The following is an 18627-nucleotide window of genomic DNA, read 5'->3' as shown; positions in this document are numbered from 1 at the left end:
CGGTCTCAGCGTTCATCCTGGCGTGCCTGGCCCCACTGGCCAATGCCTTCGGCGATCAGGCCCAGCTGACGTACCACCAGCGCGCCGGTCTCCTCGTCGCCGCCGGTGAGCTGGCGCCGCTTGAACTCGCGCTTGATCGCGTCCCAGCGCGCCCTCTCCTCATCGCTCAGCGTGCCGCGCAGCTCCTTGAGCTTGAGCAGGTTCTCCTCGGCGCCCTGGGTGAGCAGTTGGGCTTCGCCCACATAGTGGTCGTCGATGATCGCTTGGAGCTCGTCGTCGCTGAGTATCGGCGAGATCTTCTCCGCCAGGCGGTTCATGTTGCGATAGCTCCCCTGCAGGCGAAACGGCGGCTCCGTGCGGTACTGATCGGCCTGGGCGCTGGAGGCGATGTACTGCTGGTTGACCCGCAGCACCACCTCGCGCACCTTGAACATGTTGCGCAGCACGGCGAGGATCTCCTCGCGCTCCGCCGCGCTGTAGTCGTGCTCGAAGTCGGTGCTCGGCACCTCGCGCCCCCGGGCCAGGTCGACGAAGCGATAGAAGTCGTCGAGCCCGCGGGTGGCCAGCGGCGCCAGCACGGTGTTGGCGCTCATCGAGTTCTCGATGTAGGAGAGCGCGAACACCTCCTCCATGCCACTGAGCACGTCGCCCAGATTGTAGACATCGGCGCGGTTGGCGAGCATGTCCGGCACCTTGAAGGCCTCACCGCTTTCGGTATAAGGGTTGCCCGCCATGGCGATGCAGAAGCGCTTGCCGCGCATGTCGTAGGTCCTGGTGCGCCCGTTCCAGATGCCATCGATACGCCGACTGCCGTCGCACAGCGAGATGAACTTCTGCAAGAACTCCGGGTGGGTGTGCTGGATGTCGTCGAGATAGAGCATGACGTTGTTACCCATCTCGAAGGCCAGGTTGAGCTTGATGAGCTCGGCGCGCGCCGTGGAGTGGGTGGCCGCCTCCGGATCCAGCGAGGTGACGTCGTGGCCCAGGCTCGGGCAGTTGATCTTCATGAAGATCAGCCCCAGGCGGTTGGCGACGTACTCCATCAGCGTGGTCTTGCCGTAGCCCGGCGGCGAGATCATCATCAACAGCCCGCTGTTGTCGGAGCGCCGGGTATCGCCCACGGTGCCCATCTGCTTGGCCAGGTTGTCGCCGATGATCGGCAGGTAGCTCTCGGTGATCAGCTTGTTGCGCACGAAGGAGTTCAGCGGCTTGGGCAGATACTCCTCCAGGCGCAGACGCTCGCGCTGCTCGTCGAGGATCGTCTGGCGGCGCTCCTGCAGCCGCGTCCAGGCGGGAATCACCGCGTGCTCGTGGTGGCGCAGCCGCTCTTGGAAGTCGTCCAGCGACAGCGCAAGCCGCTGCTGGTCGAGGCGCTCGTGCTGGCCGAGAAGCCCCTCCACGGTGAAGGCGAGCTCGACGCTGTGGGCGCGGGTTTCCAGCCGCCCGGCGGTGTTGAGCATGGCGATCGCTTCGGGCAAAAAGTGCAAAGCGTCTTCCTGGCCTGCCTGGCGGGCGTGGGCGGTGAGCCAGTGGGAGGTGATCGTCCAGCGCGCGCCGGGCTGTCCTTTTACCACTGCCAGTGCCTCCTCGAAGTGGGCGTAGTGGCCCTGGCGCTGCATGGTGGTGATGAAACTCTCCACCAAGGTGTCGGCGTAGCGGGTCACCGGGAAGGCGTCCCCCTCCTCGGCCAGCCGGCGCACCAGGAACTCCGCGGCGCTGGCCTGCTGGCCCGCTGCCCCGGGCAGCTTGTGACCCTGGACGAACGCCTCGAGCGCCGGGGCGATCTCCTCGATCAGCGCCGCCAGCAGATCCTCGCTTTGCATGATGCGCGACAGAATCCCTGCCGACAGACACCGGGCGCGCAGGTTGCGGGCGGCCTCGTCGTCCTGCTTGAGGTTGGCCCAGAACAGCATGGCCAGCGCCCGGGGCAGCGGGCCGAATCCCAGAAGCCCCGCGCTCTGGCGCGCCGGCCACAGCGTGCGCACGATCAGCGCGGCGTCGTGGTCGTGGATGCCCTTTTCGTAGCCCTCGCGATAGCGGGGCGAGGCGAAGGCGGCGATCTGGCGCTGCAGCGCCTCCATATCCTCGACGTTGATCGGCGCCGCCTCCGGCCGGGCAAGCTCTTCCATGAAGCGGTAGGCCAGGTACTCGGCGCGGTAGACGGCCCGGCTCTCCGACGGCAGCGACATGGCCCAGTAGTCGGCGAGCGCGGTCAGGCGCTCGTCGATGAGCGGCTCGAAATACTGGGTGCCGGTGAGATGCAGCATGAGCCGTTCGTCGCGCGGCACCAGGGTCAGGTCCAGGTGCTGCTGGTTGACGCTGAAACGGTGGCGCGGACCGAGGCGAATGACGTTGCCGCCCTCTTCAAAAATATCCGCCCGGTCGCGCACGCTGCGCAGCGCCGCATCCTGGGCACCGCGCAGGCGCCCGGCGATGTCGTCGGCCTCGAGACTCGCATTGATGCCGCGGAGCTCCTCTACCATGCTGCGCACCTTGCCCACCATGGCATCGGCGGCGAAGAAGCTGTGCAGCTCCTCGAGGGTCTCAAAGCGCTCGGTGCGCTTGGCCACGTTGGCAAGAATCCGCTGGCTGGCGTCGGTCAACGTGGTGACCCGGCGCTGGCGTGCTTCCTGAAGCTGCTGACGACGCGCCTCGATGCTCTCGTGGGCGCTTTCGCGCTGCTCGAGGATGGCGTTCAGGAACTCGTCGACCTCGCCGAACTGGCTTTCGAGCTCCTGGAGCTGGTCGAGCATGCGCGTCATCAACGGGTCGCAGTCGTCAGGCTCGCGAAGCGCGCCAACACCGTTGGCCAGGCTCTGCTCGAACAGCCGCATCTGGGCGGCGAACTGGGCCTTGGCCTCGGCGCTGCCCTGCTCGCGCAGGCGAATTTCGGCCTGGGAGCGCTGCTGGTTGATGGTCGCGTAAATGCTCGAGATGTTCTCGGTGATGCGGGTCTGCTCCACCGCGTCGCCGCCGGGCATCGAGGAGATCAAGCCCTGGATCATGTCGAGCCCGCCGGTCAGCTCCCGGTAGCGCTCCACGCAGGCCGCTAGCGCCTTGCGATTCTCCGCCTCGCCGACCGCCGCCTTGATCTCGCCCAGGGTCTCGCGGTAGCCCTCCAGCGCCTCCGGCGTGGCCAGGAAGGTGAAGGTCTGCTCGGTCAGCGAGGTCTCGGCCTTGTCTAGCGCCGCCTGCAGCTCGGCGAGCCGCGCGGTGTCCAGATAGCGCCGCTCGCTCAGGGCCATCAGCCGACCGCGGTGGTCGCGCAGCTTCTTGAGGTAGGTGACGAACAGATCCGGCGTCTTCCAGCTGCTCGGCTTGAGCTCGCGCAGCAGCGTCGCCTGGACCTGGTCGAGCTCTTTCAGCGCCTGGGCGGTCTGGGCACGTATCGCCTGAACCTTCTCGTACTCGTCGAGCATCAGCTCGGCAGTATGCTTGAGCTGTTCGAGTGCCACCTGGATGGCGGCGAACTCCGCCTCGCCGATCCAGTAGAACTGGTTCAGGGTGCGATCCACCCGCCGGATGATGGCGTTGAAGTGGCGCTCGCTGGCGGCGCGCTCGCCGGCGAGCTGGACGATGCCGTTGAGCTCGGCGATGCCGCGCACCAGCTCCGGGTTGCCGATGCGCCCGAGCGTGGTGTCGTTGCGCACTGCGTCCTGGGCGTGAAAGCGTTCGGACATGAAGGGCGTGGCCCACACCTGGATGGGGTGGACCAGCGTCGGCTCCTGCTCGGCGTGGAAGATCGCCAGGTGACCGTTTTCGAGCACCGCCGCGCCGTGGCCGACCATCGGCGTGTCCGCCTGCTTACGAATCAAGTTGTAGCGGTAGAGCACCACCTCGCCGGTGGCCTCGGCGTAGAAGACGAACAGCACGTCCTCGCCGTTGGGCGAGCGCACCATCCGCTTGAAGCGCAGATCCTCCTCGGGCACCTCGAAGGTAGTCAGCTCGCCGGTGTTGAGGTAGTAGCCGCTGGGGAAGATGATGCCGTGGTTCTCGGGCAGCTCCACCACCGAGCCCGCCATGGCGTCGATGCGCTTGACGTGCTGCTCGGCGCGGTTGAACAGGTAGTAGCGCCACTCGGTTTCGTTGAAGGGCAGGATGCGCACCAACAGCAGCGTGCCGAGGTCGGCGTACTCGAAGGTGGCATCATCCAGCGACTGGGAGTCCGACGCCACCGGGTCGGCGAAGATGCCCTCGCCGCTTTTGGTGTTGTTCTCGATCTTGAAGGTGATGTTGCCGCCGAGGTTGTCGACGAACACCGTATCGAGGATGTTCAGGTGCGGCGCGCGCCCCTGCTCTTGATGATCGCGCCCGGCGCTGTGCCAGGGAAAGGCGAAGCGCTCGGGGAAGACCAGATCCCGCTCGCCGCGGTTGTCGATGTAGCGGGTCACCTCGCTGCGCCCGTCGAGCTCCCAGCGGAATACGCGCAGGTCGGTGAGTTTCTCGCCGATCTGGAACGCCACCAGCAGCTTGCCGTTGAGGGTCATGATCTGGGCGAGCGTGGCGTGGCTGTAGTACTGCTGCAGCTCGCGGAAATCGCGCAGGAACTGCTCGTCGGTGAGGAAGCTGCCGTCGAGGGACGCCTCGGTAAGCTCGAGCCCTTCGGCGTCGTCCTTGAGATGATAGAGCGCGAAGACGTCGCTCGCCGCCAGCGCCTTGCGAAGCCCCAGCTGGACGTTGAAGCCGAACAGGATCTGGTTGCCGATGCGCGCCATGTCCCGGGCGATGGCGTTGTTCTGGGTGCGCACCCGGGCGCGGCCCAGCAGCGCCATGCTGCTGGCGCCGAAGGTCTCGGCACGGGCGTCGTTCAAGCGCGAAACCGCCGCGTCCAGCTCCCCCCCTTGGGTACTCAGCCGGCGCTTGATGGTCTCGAACGCCGTGCTCTCCCTGACCAGGCCCTCGACCGCCTCGGCCTGATGGTTATCGCTCGATCCAGTGTCCTTCGACATCGTGTCCATCCTGAAAGGTGCTTGCGAGATAAGTACTTGCGAAAAAGATGCTTGCGAGAACGGCGCTCACGGCGCCGCAAGAAGTCGACGAGACCGCACGTGGCGTTCCACCTGCGGTCTCGAGTCCCCGAAGGGGCGCGCCTTACGCGTTTTCCGAGGACTTCTCGGGCATCATGGCGCGGTTGGCGAGCCCGGCGAGGGTTGCCTGCAACGCCGGCGACTTGTCGAGCACGCCCTGCACCGTCTTGCCGTAGCCCAGCCCCTTGGCGAACTTCTCGAAGATATCGCCATCGCCGCCGATCAGCTCGAACTTGGCGTTCTGCAGCGCGGCGGCCATCACCTTGCCGTTCTCCAGCATGCCGATGCGCTGGGCCTCGATCTGGGCCATCACTTCCTTCTCGTGCACTTCCAGGTTCATGCGGAACTCTTCGAAGTTGCGCGCTTCCTCGGACATGTTGTCGTAGGCGCGCAGCTTCTCGACCAGGCCGTTGGCCTCGGCCTTGGCCATCGCCTCGCGAGCCTGGGCCTTGGCGCTGCCCAGTTTCTCCTCGCCCAGCGCCTCGGCTTCCAGGCGCTGTTCGAGCACGCGCACTTCGGCCATGCCGGCCTCCTCGTCGGCCTTCGCCGTGGCAGTCTTGACCTCCGCCTGAGCGAGCCCTTCGCTGCGCTGGGCGTGGGCGCGGGCTTCCAGCACCTGTGCCTCGGCCAAGCCATCCGCGGCGGCCAAAGCCTGATGGCCGCGGGCCTGCTTCTCTTCGGCGGCGGCGCGCTTCTCGGCAGAATCCAGCTCCGCCTGGGCCCGCAGCACGGTCTCCTCGGCTTCGAGCTTGGAGCGCTCGAAGGCCGCTTCCGCCGCGCGAACCTCCTTGGTCTTGCTCTCCTCGGCCTCGGCCTGAGCGGCGGTCAGGCGCGTGACCTTCTTGCGCTCCGCCTCGGCGCGGTTGCGCACGTCATTGATGTTCTCCTCTTCCTCGGCGACGCTGCGCTCCACGGCGATGCGCTGGCTGGTGATGTCGGCGATCTCCTTGCGCTCCTCCTCCAGCGACTTCTCCATGCCGATGCGCTCGATCTCCACCGCGCGCTCGCGGTTGACGTCCTCGAGCTCCTTGGCCTGGCGAATGCGGACCTCTTCGATCTGCACCGCACGCTCGCGGGCCTTGGTGGCCATCTCGACTTGGCGCTGCTTGTTCTCCTCGGCGATGGCCAGCTCTTCGTCGGTCTTGATGCGCGCCGCTTCGCTCTTCGAGCGCTCCTGATGGCTGACCTGGGCCGCCTCGGACTCCTCGCGGGAGCGCAGGCTCTCGATCTCGCGCTGCTGGCGCGCCTCGGCATCGGCCTGGGTACGTTCGAGCTCGAGGGCAGCTTCCCGGGCCGAGACGTTCTTGCGCTGGATCTCGAGCTCCTGGTCGCGCTCGAGCCGGTTGGTCTCGACGTTGTGCATCGCCGTGATATCGGTGATGCGCTTGATGCCTTCGGAGTCAAGGATGTTGTGCGGATCGAGCGAGCTCTTGGGCGTCTGCTCCAGGTAATCGATCGCCACGTCCTCGAGCACGTAGCCGTTCAGGTCTTGGCCGATGGTCTCGACGATGGCGTCGCGAAACTGCTGGCGCTCGTCGAACAGCTGCATGAAGTCCATCTTCTTGCCGACGGTCTTCAGCGCTTCGCTGAACTTGGCGTTGAACAGCTCGTTGACCGCGTTGCGGTCAGAAGCCCGGCCCACACCCACGGACTTGGCCACCCGCAGCACGTCCTCGGCGGTAGCGTTGACGCGCAGATAGAAGGCCACGCTGATGTCGGCGCGCAGGTTGTCGCGGCAGATCAGGCCCTCTTTACCAGTACGGTTGAGCTCGAGGGTGATGACCGAGACCTGCATCGTCTCGGCGCGGTGGATCACCGGCAGCACCATCGCCCCGGTGAAGTACACCTTCGGCGTGGTGGAGAGGTCGTTGACGATCAGCGCCTGCCCCTGATCGATCTTGCGATAGAACGTCTTGATCAGCGATAGGACAACGATCGCGATCAGTACAAGGCCGCCGAGGAAACCAGCCACCGGCATGATCCAAGATACATTCATTCATTCTCTCCTAGAGGACAGGTCGGTCAATCGTGGGAGCCATCGTGGAACTCGCCTTCCGGAATGATCCGGTAGGCGTCCTCGTCGGCCAGGTAGTTGATCAGAATGGCGCGGTCGCCGCGCTCGAGCGGCGTGTCGCTACGCACTTGAAGAATCAGGTGGTCGCCCTCGACATAGGCGTCGGCGCGCCCCCGGGTGCGATCGACGCTGCCCGAGCGCACCGTGCATACGAGGCCGGCCAGGCGCTGCTCCGTGGGCAAGTTGAGCGCGGGCTTGAACAGCGGCCGCAGCGGCTTGATCGAAAGCGATGCCAGAAAGATGCCCGCCGCGAAGCTCAAGCAGAGCACCACGGCACCGAACAGCCAGTGCAGAGCCCCGGAGCCCAGGTGGATGCCGAGCAGCAGCTCGCTGAAGTAGCTGATGACCCAGCCGAACAGCGTGACCAGGGTGATCGCCAGCGGCAGCGGCACACCCTCGAGACCCAGGGTGGCCAGCAGCCCGCCGGTTTCGAGGCCATCGCCCATATCGCCATCGGCCAGGTCGTCGCCCCCCAGCCCCGATAGCGAGATCAGCCAGTAGATGACCGCCATCACCAGCAGAGCGGAGAAGATCGCCGTGGGAAAGGTAGTACTGATGAAGACAAATAGCGGCATACGCCCTCTCTTCCCTGAGACATCACAAAAAGCGGCCGGCGGCGCCGACGCTAGACATTGAGGTTGATAAGGTGGCAAGGCAACACGCAGCGGCCGTTGCTCGAGGGGTAAAGAAGTTAAAGGAGCCTTGTTCAAAAGCAACAGGTAGGAAGATCTTAAGAAATATCTTATGAAAGATATAGTCGATGACTTACAAAAACAGCCAAATCAACATCGAATCAACAGGATATTTAGCTTTGCAAGCGAGCCTGCGGGTGCTCCCCGCAGGCTCTGGCGGCTCACTGGATAGCGCGCCGTTTGAGCAGCAGCCCAAGCGACACCAGGCACAGCACCGCCACGATCAGATCGAAGGTCAGCGCGGTCGCCTGCTGGCCCGCCACGGTGCCCATCAAACCGATGCCTACCACCGGCAGCGAGATCGCCACGTATGCGATGACGAAGAACGTGGAGACCACCGCGGACTTGTTCTCTTTCGAGCTGGCCGCCGACACCGCGCCAAGCCCAGCGCGAAAGGCGACGCCCTGGCCAATACCCGCCACGATTGCGCCAAGCACGAAGCCGGTCAGCGTTTCATCGGCGATGCCCCAAGCCACGATCAGCACGCCCACAAACAGCACGCCGCAGCCAGTGGGCAGGCGGCTCGCTTCCGGCAGTCGGCCCTGCAGCATCTGCCCCACGGTGGAGGCGATGAACAAGAGCCCCGCAACGCCGCCGACCAGTGCGTGGTTGGTGTAGCCAAGCTCCTGGCCCAGAAACGACGGCGCGGCAGCAGTGTAGAAACCGCACACCATGAACCCCGCAAACGCCGCGATGGCGGAGGGAATGAACACGCTGCGCACTTCCCGGGGAATCTTCGGCTTTTGCAGCGGCAGCTTGATATGTTCGGGGCGATCGACCATTTCCGGCGCGCGCCAGATGCACGCCACGGCGATCAGCACCAGTACGAAATGAACGCCGAAGGGCAGCATCAGCGGCGCGGCGAAGAGCGTGGCCAGCACGCCGGCCAGAATCGGCCCCAGCCCCAGCCCGCCCATGTTGGCGGCGGTGGCGATCAGCGTGCTGGTATTGCCCCAGCGGCGCGGGGCGAGTTCCATGACCGCGATGGTCGCGGTGCCGGTGAAGATACCCGCCGAAAGCCCGGAGAGCACCCGCCCCACCAGCAGCGAACCAAGCCCATCCGCCTGCCAGAACACTACGTCGCTCACCCCGGAAAGCACGAGCCCTGCAAACAGCAAGGGCCGCCGGCCGAGTTGATCCGACCAGCGCCCGGTAATCAGCAGCGCGGAGATCACCCCAACGGCGTAGACGGCGAAGATCACTGTCACCATCAGATGGGAAAAACCCATTTCATCCTGATAGATGGGATAAAGCGGCGTGGGCAGCGTGGTGCCCATCATGGTGGTCAAAAACGCCAAGGCAGCGCCCAGAAATATCGTGGCGCTACGCGGCGACGTCTCGTGATTAGCCATACACGTCCTTGTCCATTGAGTGGCCCATCAAGAACTCGATGGGGTCGAATGAGCCAATTAGTGTAGACTAAATTAGCCGTCTAACGAGTTATCGCCGAAATCGATTTAAGCTGACTGGCTAGGCCGTGAGCCCAATTCCGCGCAAAATCACCGAAGTGACCGTCTGCACCGCTTTCTCGAACTGCAGGTCATCGAGGGGCTGGTCGTGGTTGAGCAGGCCGATCTGGTAGTCGAAGTCCGCGTAGTGCTGGGTCGAGGCCCAGATCATGTAAAGTAAATGCGAGGGCTCGACCGGAGCAATCTGATCCGTGTTTATCCACTCGCTGATCCTGGCTTCCTTCAACTTGGCCCAGTCGAACAGGTTCTCGCGCAGACGCTTGCCCAGGATCGGCGCGCCCTGCATCACCTCCATGGCCCAGATTTTCGAGCCGTGGGCGCGGTAGCGCGAGTGGTTCATCTTGGCGCGAATGTAGGTCGAAAGCACCACCCGCGGGTCGTCATAGAGCTCGAAGCAGAGCGCGTCCTGCTTCCACAGCTCCAGAAGCCCGAGCAGCACTTCCTGGTAGAGCGCCTTCTTGGTCGAGAAGTAGTAGTGGACGTTGGACTTGGGCAACCCGGCGAGCGCGGCGATCTCACCCATGGAGGCACCGGCGTAGCCCTTTTCGGCAAACAGCCGCTCGGCGGCTTCGAGAATGTTCCTGACGTTGGTCTGGCGAATCTCTTCCTGGGTTCTTGGCACGCGCGGCGCTACCTTCTGACGCAAACGAGAAAATCCACCGGCGCTCGCGGCGCAAGCGACGACGAAAAAAAGCACCGCCCGAAGGCGGTGCTGAGACGATGTCCTGGTTGGAGGAGGACGTCAACTCTGGTTGGCGGGGAAGGAGAACTCGGCGCGGGTCGCCTCGGACACCGAGGGCCAGCGCTGGGAGACCGCCTTGCGCCTGGTGTAGAAGCGTACGGAATCCGGCCCATAGGCGTGCAGATCGCCGAACAGCGAGCGCTTCCAGCCGCCGAAGCTGTGGTAGGCCACCGGTACCGGCAGCGGCACGTTGACGCCGACCATGCCGACCTCGATACCGTCGGTGAAGCGCCGGGCGGCCTCGCCGTCGCGGGTGAACAGGCACGTGCCGTTGCCGTACTCGTGTTCGTTGATCAGCGCCATGGCATCGTCCAGGCTTCCCACGCGCACCACGCACAGCACCGGGCCGAAGATCTCTTCCCGGTAGATGCGCATATCGGCGGTGACGTGATCGAACAGGCAGCCGCCGACGAAGTAGCCGTTTTCATGGCCTTTTACTGAAAGCTCGCGACCGTCGGCAACCAGCCTGGCGCCGGCGTTTTCGCCGTCTGCGATGTAGCTGAGCACCTTGTCGCGGTGCTCGGCGGTGACCAGTGGGCCCATATCCAGGCCTTGATCGGTGCCGGGGCCAACCTTGAGCTCGGAGATTTTAGGCAGCATCGTCTCGACCAGCCGGTCGGCGGTTTCATCACCCACGCACACCGCCACCGAGATCGCCATGCAGCGCTCGCCGCAGCTACCAAACGCCGCGCCCATCAGCGTGTTGGCGGCGTTTTCAAGGTCCGCATCCGGCAGTACCACGGCGTGGTTCTTGGCCCCGCCCAGTGCCTGGACGCGCTTGCCGTTCGCCGTGCCGCGGCTGTAGATCGCTTCGGCCACGGGGGTGGAGCCCACAAACGAGATCGCCTTGACCGCCTTGGCATCCAGCAGCGTTTCGACCGCTTCGCGCCCGCCGTGTACCACGTTCATCACGCCGTCCGGAAGCCCAGCCTCTTTCAGCAGCGCCGCCACGGCGTGCGCCGCGCTCGGGTCTTTTTCCGATGGCTTGAGCACGAAGGTATTACCGCAGGCGATCGCCATGGGATACATCCACAGCGGCACCATGGCGGGGAAGTTGAACGGGGTGATACCCGCCACCACGCCCAGCGGCTGGAAGTTCGACCAGGCATCGATGCCCGGGCCGACGTTGTGGGAGTACTCACCCTTCAGAAGCTCCGGCACGCCGCAGGCGTATTCGACGTTCTCGATGCCACGCTTGAGCTCGCCCAGGGCGTCTTCCAGCGTCTTGCCGTGCTCCTCGCTGACCAGCCTCACCAGCCGCTCCGCGTTGTCTTCCAAAAGCTGCTTGAAGCGGTACATGACCTGGGCGCGCTTGGCCGGCGGCGTATCGCGCCAGGTGGGAAACGCCGCCTGGGCGGCGGCGATGGCGCGCTCGACGTCCTCGCGGCGACCCTCCGCCGCTTGGCGAATCACCTCGCCGGTAGAGGGGTTGGTGACGTCAAATGTCGACGCGCTGTTAACGGATTCGCCGTTGATCAGGTGGGCCACTAAATCCATCGTGTGTTCTCCAATTGGTTAAGCCAGAGCGTCCAGGGTGGTGGCGACGGCGTCAAAGAGCCGCTCGAGTTCGGCCTCGGTAGTGCCGAAGGGCGGGCCGAACTGCAGCGTGTCGCCGCCAAAGCGCACGTAGAAGCCCGCCTCCCACAGCGCCAGGTGGGCGTCGCGCGGGCGGATAGTGGGGTCGCCATCGCGCGGAGCGAGCTGAATGGCGCCGGCCAAGCCATAATTGCGAATATCCACCACGTGAGAGCGGCCCTTCAGCGCGTGCAGTTTTTCTTCGAACGCCGGGGCGATACCGCGCACCTGAGCGGGAAAATCCTCGCGCTCGAGCATCTCGAGCGAGGCCAGCCCCGCCGCGCAGGCTACCGGGTGGGCGCTGTAGGTGTAGCCGTGGGGGAACTCGATGGCATGGGCCGGGCCACCGCCGTGCATGAAGGTATCGAAGATCTCGTGGCTTGCGATCACCGCGCCCATGGGTACGGCGCCGTTGGTCACCTGCTTGGCCACGTTCATGATGTCCGGCGTCACGCCAAACGCCTCGGCGCCGGTATGCGCGCCGCTGCGCCCGAAGGCGGTGATTACTTCATCGAAAATCAAGAGAATATCGTGCTCGGTGCAGATCTTGCGCAGCCGCTCCAGATACCCTTTAGGAGGCACGATAACGCCAGCAGAGCCGGACATCGGCTCGACGATGACCGCCGCGATGTTCGAGGCGTCGTGCAGGGCGATCTGGTCGAGCAGCGCGTCGGCAAGCTCGGCACCGGTCTCCGCTTGGCCGCGGGTAAAGGCATACCCCACCTGTAACGTGTGTGGCAGGTGGGTCACGTCCATCAGCTGACCGTAGTGCTTGCGGTTACCGCCGATGCCGCCCAGGCTCGTGCCGCCGATATTGACGCCGTGATACCCCTTGGCGCGGCCGATCAGACGCGTCTTCTCAGGCTTGCCTTTCAAGCGCCAGTAGGCCTTCGCCATCTTGATCGAGGTGTCCGCCGCGTCCGACCCGGAGTTGGTGAAAAACACATGATCGAGCCCCTGGGGCGTGATGCTTGCGATCTTCTCGGCGAGTTCGAAGGCCAGGGGGTGGCCGATCTGAAAGCCCGGCGCGAAATCGAGCGTGCCGAGCTGTTTTGAAACCGCCTTCTGGATTTCCTCGCGGTTGTGCCCGGCGCCGCAGGTCCAGAGCCCGGAGAGCGAATCGAAAAGCTTGCGCCCCTGGTCGTCGATGTAATAGCGCCCCTCGGCCCCAGTGATGACCCGCGGGTTCGCGCGAAAATCGCGGTTGCCGCTGTAGGGCATCCAGTAGTGGTGGTTGAGCTTGGCGCTCGGGCTCTCAGCCTCCGCGCTCAGCGGCGAAGCGCCGGTCGAAAGATCCGTCATGATTCAGGCTCCAAAGTGTTGGATACCCAATCAGAATGCGCTGCCCGCTACGTCAATAAAACACCATTTTTCTTTAGTTCACGTTAGTTGATTTATACGTAAATAAGGGTTCTTTAATCCTGAATGGACTTGACCCTGGCCCTTAAACGCCCTAAAGATAATATTTATACGAATAAATATAAAAATTGTGACACGCCCTTCAGCAAGTTCGTGGTGATAACTTCCTCGAAGTTTCAACACCCGCTTGTGGATTAAAAAAGCTCGCACTTTCAAACATAAATCAACGAGCCGAGTGACTTATGAAAAACCTATCCCGACCCAAGCTGGTGCTCTACGCCGGTATAATCATCAGCTTCGTCATGCTGGAAAGTCCCCTCATTTTACTGGCAAACCGAATCGAACCCTTAATTATGGGGGTCCCCTTTCTGCTCGCATGGAATCTCTTTTGGTGGTTCGTGCTGACCGCCCTGTTTTTGGCGGCTTACTTCACTAACTGGGGAAGTGCATCTGCGCCACTTAACCAGCCAAAAGAGCCAGCGGGAGAGACATCATGAGCGGCAGCCTATTGATCATCGCCGCGTTCATGATCATCCCCTTGATCGTGGGCGTCGTATCGGCACGGCAGTCCCAGGCCACCAGCGAGGACTTCTTCGTGCAAGGACGCGCAATGGGCAGCATCGCGGTCTTCTTCACCGTGGCGGCCACCTGGTGGAGCGCCTTCGCGTTTCTCGGCTCCAACGCCACTTTCTACACCAACGGGCCGGTCTTTCTGACCGCGCTTGCCTGGAATCTCTTGTTCGGGTTCATGTACTACTGGATCGGCAAGCGGGTCTGGTTTCTGGGTAAACGCTTTGACTATCTGACCCCGTCGGATCTGATGGGCGACTTCTACAACAGCGAAGCGCTTCGCCTCACCGTGGCAGCCATTACGCTGATCTTCACGGTGCCCTATCTGCAAATTCAGTTGACCGGTGGTGCTTACCTCATCGAAGTGGCCTCCAATGGGCTGATTCCTTTCTGGCTTGCGGCGCTGCTGTTCTATTTCATCATCATTATTTACGTGTGGATTGGCGGTATTCGTGCCATCGCTTGGACCGATGTCATTTACGGTGCCCTGCTCTTCTTCGGCATGATGTACGCGGGTTACTACATCTCGACCCAGGTAGGCGGCCCGGTCGCACTGTTCAGCCAGCTGCAGCAAAGCTCGCCAGAGCACCTGACTCTGCCGGGGCCCAACGGCACCATGGGCTACCCCATGTGGTTCTCACTTTTCGTGGTCACCGCTATCGGTGCCTTCATGGGCCCTCAGATCTGGCTGCGCATGTATTCGGTCAAGCACGGCAAGCTCTTCAACCTGATGCCATTTCTGCTGGGACTGGCCGCCTTCGCCTACGTGGGCTCGGTACTGTCGGGTTATTCCGGCGTGTTGCTGGAGCCGGGTGTGGATAACCCGGATCAGATCCTGCCCATCATGCTGATGGAGTATGCGCCTTACCTGCTCGCCTCGCTGATCATGGCCGCCGGCGCTTCGGCGGCGATGTCGACCGCCAATTCGCAGATCCACGCGGTCTCGACCATCGTCACCATGGATATCTACAAGCGCTACGTGAACCGCGACGCGAGCCAGGCGCGCATCGTAACCATCGGGCGCTACTCTCTGGTCGGGTTTTCGCTCGCGGCCTACATCATGGCGCTCGCCGTGCCCGGCGTGCTGGTCACCATCGGCATCGCCGCGCTGGCTGGTACCGCGCAGCTCATCGTGCCCACCGTCGGCGCGATCACTTGGAAAAGGGCTCACCCCACCGCTGCGCTGGTCGGGCTACTCGGCGGGGTTGCCTGCGTGCTGTTGATGACTTTCGGCCCGCTGGCCGCACCATTTGGCTTTCACGCTGGCGTCTGGGGGCTTTTGCTCAACGTGGCGCTTTTTGTGGGCTTGAGCATGGCGCTTGCACGGCGTGACCGTGACGTGGTGGAGCGCTTCGAGCGTGCCCGCGGCGAGTACGACGCCGAGTACCACCCCGAGCGCGTAAACGGCACACCCGCCGTGAGTGAAACCGCCGGCCATCGAGGCCTATAACCATGGCCAGCGGCTTCACGCCCGGAACGCGGCGACCCAAGCTTGCCGAGCTGATCAGCGAGGACATCAAGCGCTGGATCGCCGCCGAAGGGCTCGATGCGGGCGACCGCCTGCCCAACGAGAAGGCCCTGATGGCGCTTTATGAAAGCGCCAAGGGCACGATCCGCGAGGCGCTCAAGATCCTCGAAGTCGAGGGGCTGATCACGCTCAAGACCGGCCCGAAGGGCGGCGCGGTGATCAATCAGCCGGGCATGGAGCCCGCCAGCCGGATGCTGCGCAACTTTCTGCACTTTCAAACGCTGGATGCTCATCAGGTGTATCAGCTCCGCAAACTGCTGGAGGTGGAGCTTGCCGCCTCCGTGGTCGGGCGCCTTGGCGAGGCGGATTTCGAATTGCTGGAAGCCAACATGAGCGCCTGCGCCTGCTGCGACAACGACGAGGATCACCGTCACCAGCGTTTTCTGGAGCTCGAGTTTCACCAGCTCCTGGCCAACGTTTGCCCGAATCCGCTGCTGGCCTTCATGTGCCGGTTTCTCAACGACATGCTGCGCGACCTGGTCGTCATCAAGAAGGCCTACATCCCCGAGCGCAAACAGTTCGACCAGGCCAACCACGACTACCACCGCCGGCTGATCGAGGCCTACCGCCGCGAAGACACGCCCGAGGTGCGCCGGCTGATGGCCGAGCACATGGCGGATGCCGAACAGCACATGAGCGCTTTGGAAACGGAAATGGCCGAGCAGATGCTCACCGGCCCCGTGGACACCGCCCCCCCGCGCTCCCGACTGCACGACCTGCCACCCCCCACCGCTTGATTCCGCGAGGTAACCATCATGACCACTCAATCGACCGTTCAACCAACCACCCAGGAAATGACCACCGACAGCGACCGCCTCTGGGCCTCGATGATGGAAATGGCCAAGCTTGGCGCCACCCCCAAGGGCGGCGTCAACCGCCAGGCTCTGACCGACCTGGACCGCCAGGGCCGCGACCTGTTCATCAAGTGGTGCAAGGCCGAAGGCTGCTCGATTCGCATCGACCGGGTGGGGAACATCTTCGCCCGCCGCCCGGGCAGCGATACACAAGCGAAGGCCGTCATGATGGGCAGCCACCTGGATAGCCAGCCCACCGGCGGCAAGTATGACGGCGCCTTTGGCGTGCTGGCGGGGCTCGAGGTCGTGCGCACGCTCAATCAGCACGACATTCGCACCCGCGCGCCGGTGGAGATTGCCGCCTGGACCAATGAGGAGGGCTGCCGCTTTGCACCTTGCATGATGGGGTCCGGCATCTTCACCGGCGAGCTAGGCTTCGACGAGATGATGGCCCGCGCCGACCATGAGGGCGTCACGGCGGGCGAGGCGTTGGACGCCATCGGCTATCGCGGCCAGGACGACGTCTCACCGGACGAGATCGCGGCCTACTTCGAGCCGCATATCGAGCAGGGCCCGATACTGGAAGAGACCGAGACCACCATCGGCGTGGTGATTGGCGCGCTCGGCCAGAAATGGTTCGATTTGACCCTGACCGGGCTCGAGGCCCACGCCGGCCCCACGCCGATGCACCTGCGCCGCGACGCCATGATGGGCGCGGCGGAAGTCACCCACGCGCTCAACCGCATCGCCCACAACCATGCGCCCCACGGCCGCGGTACGGTGGGCTACATGGCGCTTCATCCGGGCTCACGCAACGTGATTCCCGGCCAGGTGAAGATGACTCTGGACATGCGCCACTGGGAGCCGGAAGCACTGGAGGCGATGAGCCGCGAGGTGGCCGGGGCGGTCGAAGAGATCAGCGAGCGCCACGGGCTGGAGTGGGAACTGCCCCCCACCGCCACCTTCGCGCCGGAGTACTTCGATAAAACCTGCGTGGAGCAGGTTCGCAAAGGCGCCGAGGCACTGGGGCTTTCTCACGAAGAGATCATCAGCGGCGCGGGCCACGACGCCATCTTTCTCGGGCGCGTGGTACCGGCGGCGATGATCTTCATTCCCTGCAAGGACGGCATCAGCCACAACGAGGCCGAAAGCGCCACGCCGGAACACGTTCACGCTGGCGCCAACGTACTGCTCCACGCGGTACTGGACGCGGCGGGTACGGTCAAGGGAGACGCTTGATGGCCAGCCCTTCTGCCGATACCTTCGAGACTCTGACCGCCGTCGAAGCGCTTGCACGCTTCGAGCAGGGCTCACTCAGCCCCGAAGCGCTGGTCGAGGATTGTCTGGCACGCATCGAGCGCCACAACCCGCGCGTCAACGCCTTCAGCGTCGTCAACTCGGCGCAAGCACAGGAGCTCGCCCAGGCTTCCCACCGGCGCTGGCAACAGGGCACGCCCTGCGGCCCACTGGATGGCGTACCGGTGACGATCAAGGATTTGACCCTGACCCGCGGGCTGCCCACCCGTATGGGCTCGACCACCACCTCGCCGGATGGCCCCTGGGAGGTGGACGCGCCGATCAGCCGCCACCTGCGTGAGGCCGGCGCGATCATCATCGGCAAGACCACCTCGCCGGAGTTCGGTTGGAAAGGCGTGACCGATAACCCGCTGCACGGCATTACCCGCAACCCCTGGGATACCCGGCTGACACCCGGCGGCTCCTCCGGCGGCGCGGGAGCCGCGGCGGCGCTGAACCTGGGGCTTCTGCACCAGGGCAGCGATGCCGGCGGCTCGATTCGCATTCCGGCGAGCTTTACCGGCACCTTCGGCATCAAACCGACGTTTGGCTGGGTACCCCAGTGGCCCGCCAGCGCCATGAGCACGCTTTCCCACCTGGGCCCCATGACCCGCACCACCGCCGACGCCGCGCTCATGCTCAGCGTGATGGCAAAGCCCGACAGCCGCGACGGCTACGCGGGGAACCCGCAAGGCCCCGACTGGCTCGCCCCGCCCCCGGCAGACCTGCGCGGCTACCGCATCGCCTTCAGCGCCAACCTTGGTTATGTGGATGTTGCGCCGGACATCGCCAAGCGCGTGGAAGAAGCCGTAGCACACCTGGAAGCGCTGGGCGCCACGGTCGAGCGCATCGACCCGGGCTTTTCCAACCCGCTCGACACCTTCAACACCCTCTGGTTCGCCGGCGCCACCCAGGCGCTGGAGAAGCTGAGCGAAACGCAACAAGCGGCACTAGACCCCGGCTTTCTTGACATCGCCCGGCGCGGCCAGGACGTATCGCTCTCGAAGTACCTCGCCGCCCGGCGCGCCCGCAGCGAGCTGACCGCTCACATGGCCGCGTTTCACGAGCGATTCGACTTGCTCGTCACCCCGACGATGCCCATTTCGCCATTCGAGGCGGGCTACAACGTGCCGCCCGGCGGCCCCTACCAGGACTGGATGGACTGGACGCCCTTCAGCTACCCCTTCAATCTCACCCAACAGCCCGCTGCCTCGCTCCCCTGCGGGCTGGATGATAATGGGCTGCCGGTGGGTCTTCACTTGGTAGCGGGGAAATATCAGGATATGAAAGTGTTACAGGTGGCGCGGGTGTTGGAGGGAGTGTTGCCGAGGGTGGTGGTGCCCGCCAACTGAATATCACCAACTGCGGTGAAGTGCTTTTCGAAATGTTCAATAAGGTGGTATTTGAGATACTAGAGAGAGGTTCGTTTCGTCATACCGCCAGTGCACAATGGCACCTATAGGATAGAGGTGCAGCCGCAAAGGAAAAGCTGTTGGTATGC

The 18627-nt window shown here is 64.0% G+C and carries 12 protein-coding genes; 5 read left to right on the top strand and 7 right to left on the bottom strand.

Annotation, left to right across the window (positions count from 1 at the left end):
- Positions 1-5: 5 nt before the first annotated feature.
- From ACGK9R_RS01355 to ACGK9R_RS01325, 7 genes are all read right to left on the bottom strand, one after another.
- Complete coding sequence (locus tag ACGK9R_RS01355; protein WP_394577767.1) at positions 6-4949, bottom strand: DNA repair ATPase; 4944 nt, start codon at positions 4947-4949, stop codon at positions 6-8.
- Positions 4950-5091: 142 nt separating this feature from the next.
- Positions 5092-7023 carry a hypothetical protein gene (locus tag ACGK9R_RS01350; protein WP_394577766.1) on the bottom strand — a complete coding sequence of 644 codons (1932 nt, stop codon included), beginning with the start codon at positions 7021-7023 and terminating at the stop codon, positions 5092-5094.
- A gap of 26 nt (positions 7024-7049) precedes the next feature.
- Positions 7050-7676 carry a hypothetical protein gene (locus ACGK9R_RS01345; protein ID WP_394577765.1) on the bottom strand — a complete coding sequence of 209 codons (627 nt, stop codon included), beginning with the start codon at positions 7674-7676 and terminating at the stop codon, positions 7050-7052.
- Between the two features lie 278 nt (positions 7677-7954).
- On the bottom strand, positions 7955-9145 hold the full coding sequence (locus ACGK9R_RS01340) for an MFS transporter (protein WP_394577764.1): 1191 nt from the start codon (positions 9143-9145) through the stop codon (positions 7955-7957).
- A gap of 118 nt (positions 9146-9263) precedes the next feature.
- Positions 9264-9884 (bottom strand): TetR/AcrR family transcriptional regulator, encoded by a 621-nt coding sequence (locus ACGK9R_RS01335; protein ID WP_394577763.1) that lies wholly within the window; start codon positions 9882-9884, stop codon positions 9264-9266.
- 120 nt (positions 9885-10004) lie between these two features.
- Positions 10005-11501, bottom strand: coding sequence for a CoA-acylating methylmalonate-semialdehyde dehydrogenase (locus tag ACGK9R_RS01330; protein WP_394577762.1), 1497 nt, complete (start codon positions 11499-11501; stop codon positions 10005-10007).
- 18 nt (positions 11502-11519) lie between these two features.
- Positions 11520-12881, bottom strand: coding sequence for an aspartate aminotransferase family protein (locus tag ACGK9R_RS01325; protein ID WP_394577761.1), 1362 nt, complete (start codon positions 12879-12881; stop codon positions 11520-11522).
- A 299-nt stretch (positions 12882-13180) separates the two neighbouring features.
- Between ACGK9R_RS01325 and ACGK9R_RS01320 the strand changes: the two genes are divergently transcribed.
- Genes ACGK9R_RS01320 through ACGK9R_RS01300 form a run of 5 tightly spaced genes read left to right on the top strand, consistent with a single transcriptional unit; the run spans position 13181 to position 18478 of the window.
- On the top strand, positions 13181-13435 hold the full coding sequence (locus ACGK9R_RS01320) for a hypothetical protein (RefSeq protein WP_394577760.1): 255 nt from the start codon (positions 13181-13183) through the stop codon (positions 13433-13435).
- Entirely contained in the window at positions 13432-14958 is a 1527-nt protein-coding gene (locus ACGK9R_RS01315) for a sodium:solute symporter family protein (RefSeq protein ID WP_394577759.1), read from the top strand. The genes ACGK9R_RS01320 and ACGK9R_RS01315 overlap by 4 nt, the downstream gene beginning before the upstream one ends.
- A 2-nt stretch (positions 14959-14960) precedes the next feature.
- Positions 14961-15773: a FadR/GntR family transcriptional regulator gene (locus tag ACGK9R_RS01310; protein ID WP_394577758.1), complete on the top strand. Its 813-nt coding sequence runs from the start codon at positions 14961-14963 to the stop codon at positions 15771-15773.
- An 18-nt stretch (positions 15774-15791) separates the two neighbouring features.
- Complete coding sequence (locus tag ACGK9R_RS01305) at positions 15792-17069, top strand: Zn-dependent hydrolase (RefSeq protein WP_394577757.1); 1278 nt, start codon at positions 15792-15794, stop codon at positions 17067-17069.
- On the top strand, positions 17069-18478 hold the full coding sequence (locus ACGK9R_RS01300; protein WP_394577756.1) for an amidase: 1410 nt from the start codon (positions 17069-17071) through the stop codon (positions 18476-18478). The genes ACGK9R_RS01305 and ACGK9R_RS01300 overlap by 1 nt, the downstream gene beginning before the upstream one ends.
- Positions 18479-18627 lie beyond the last annotated feature (149 nt).

It is taken from the genome of Halomonas sp. HNIBRBA4712, from assembly GCF_043558675.1.
In the GTDB taxonomy this organism is placed as follows: domain Bacteria; phylum Pseudomonadota; class Gammaproteobacteria; order Pseudomonadales; family Halomonadaceae; genus Vreelandella.
Note: the sequence above shows the minus strand (reverse complement) of the source record. Positions and strands in the feature narration are given on the sequence as shown.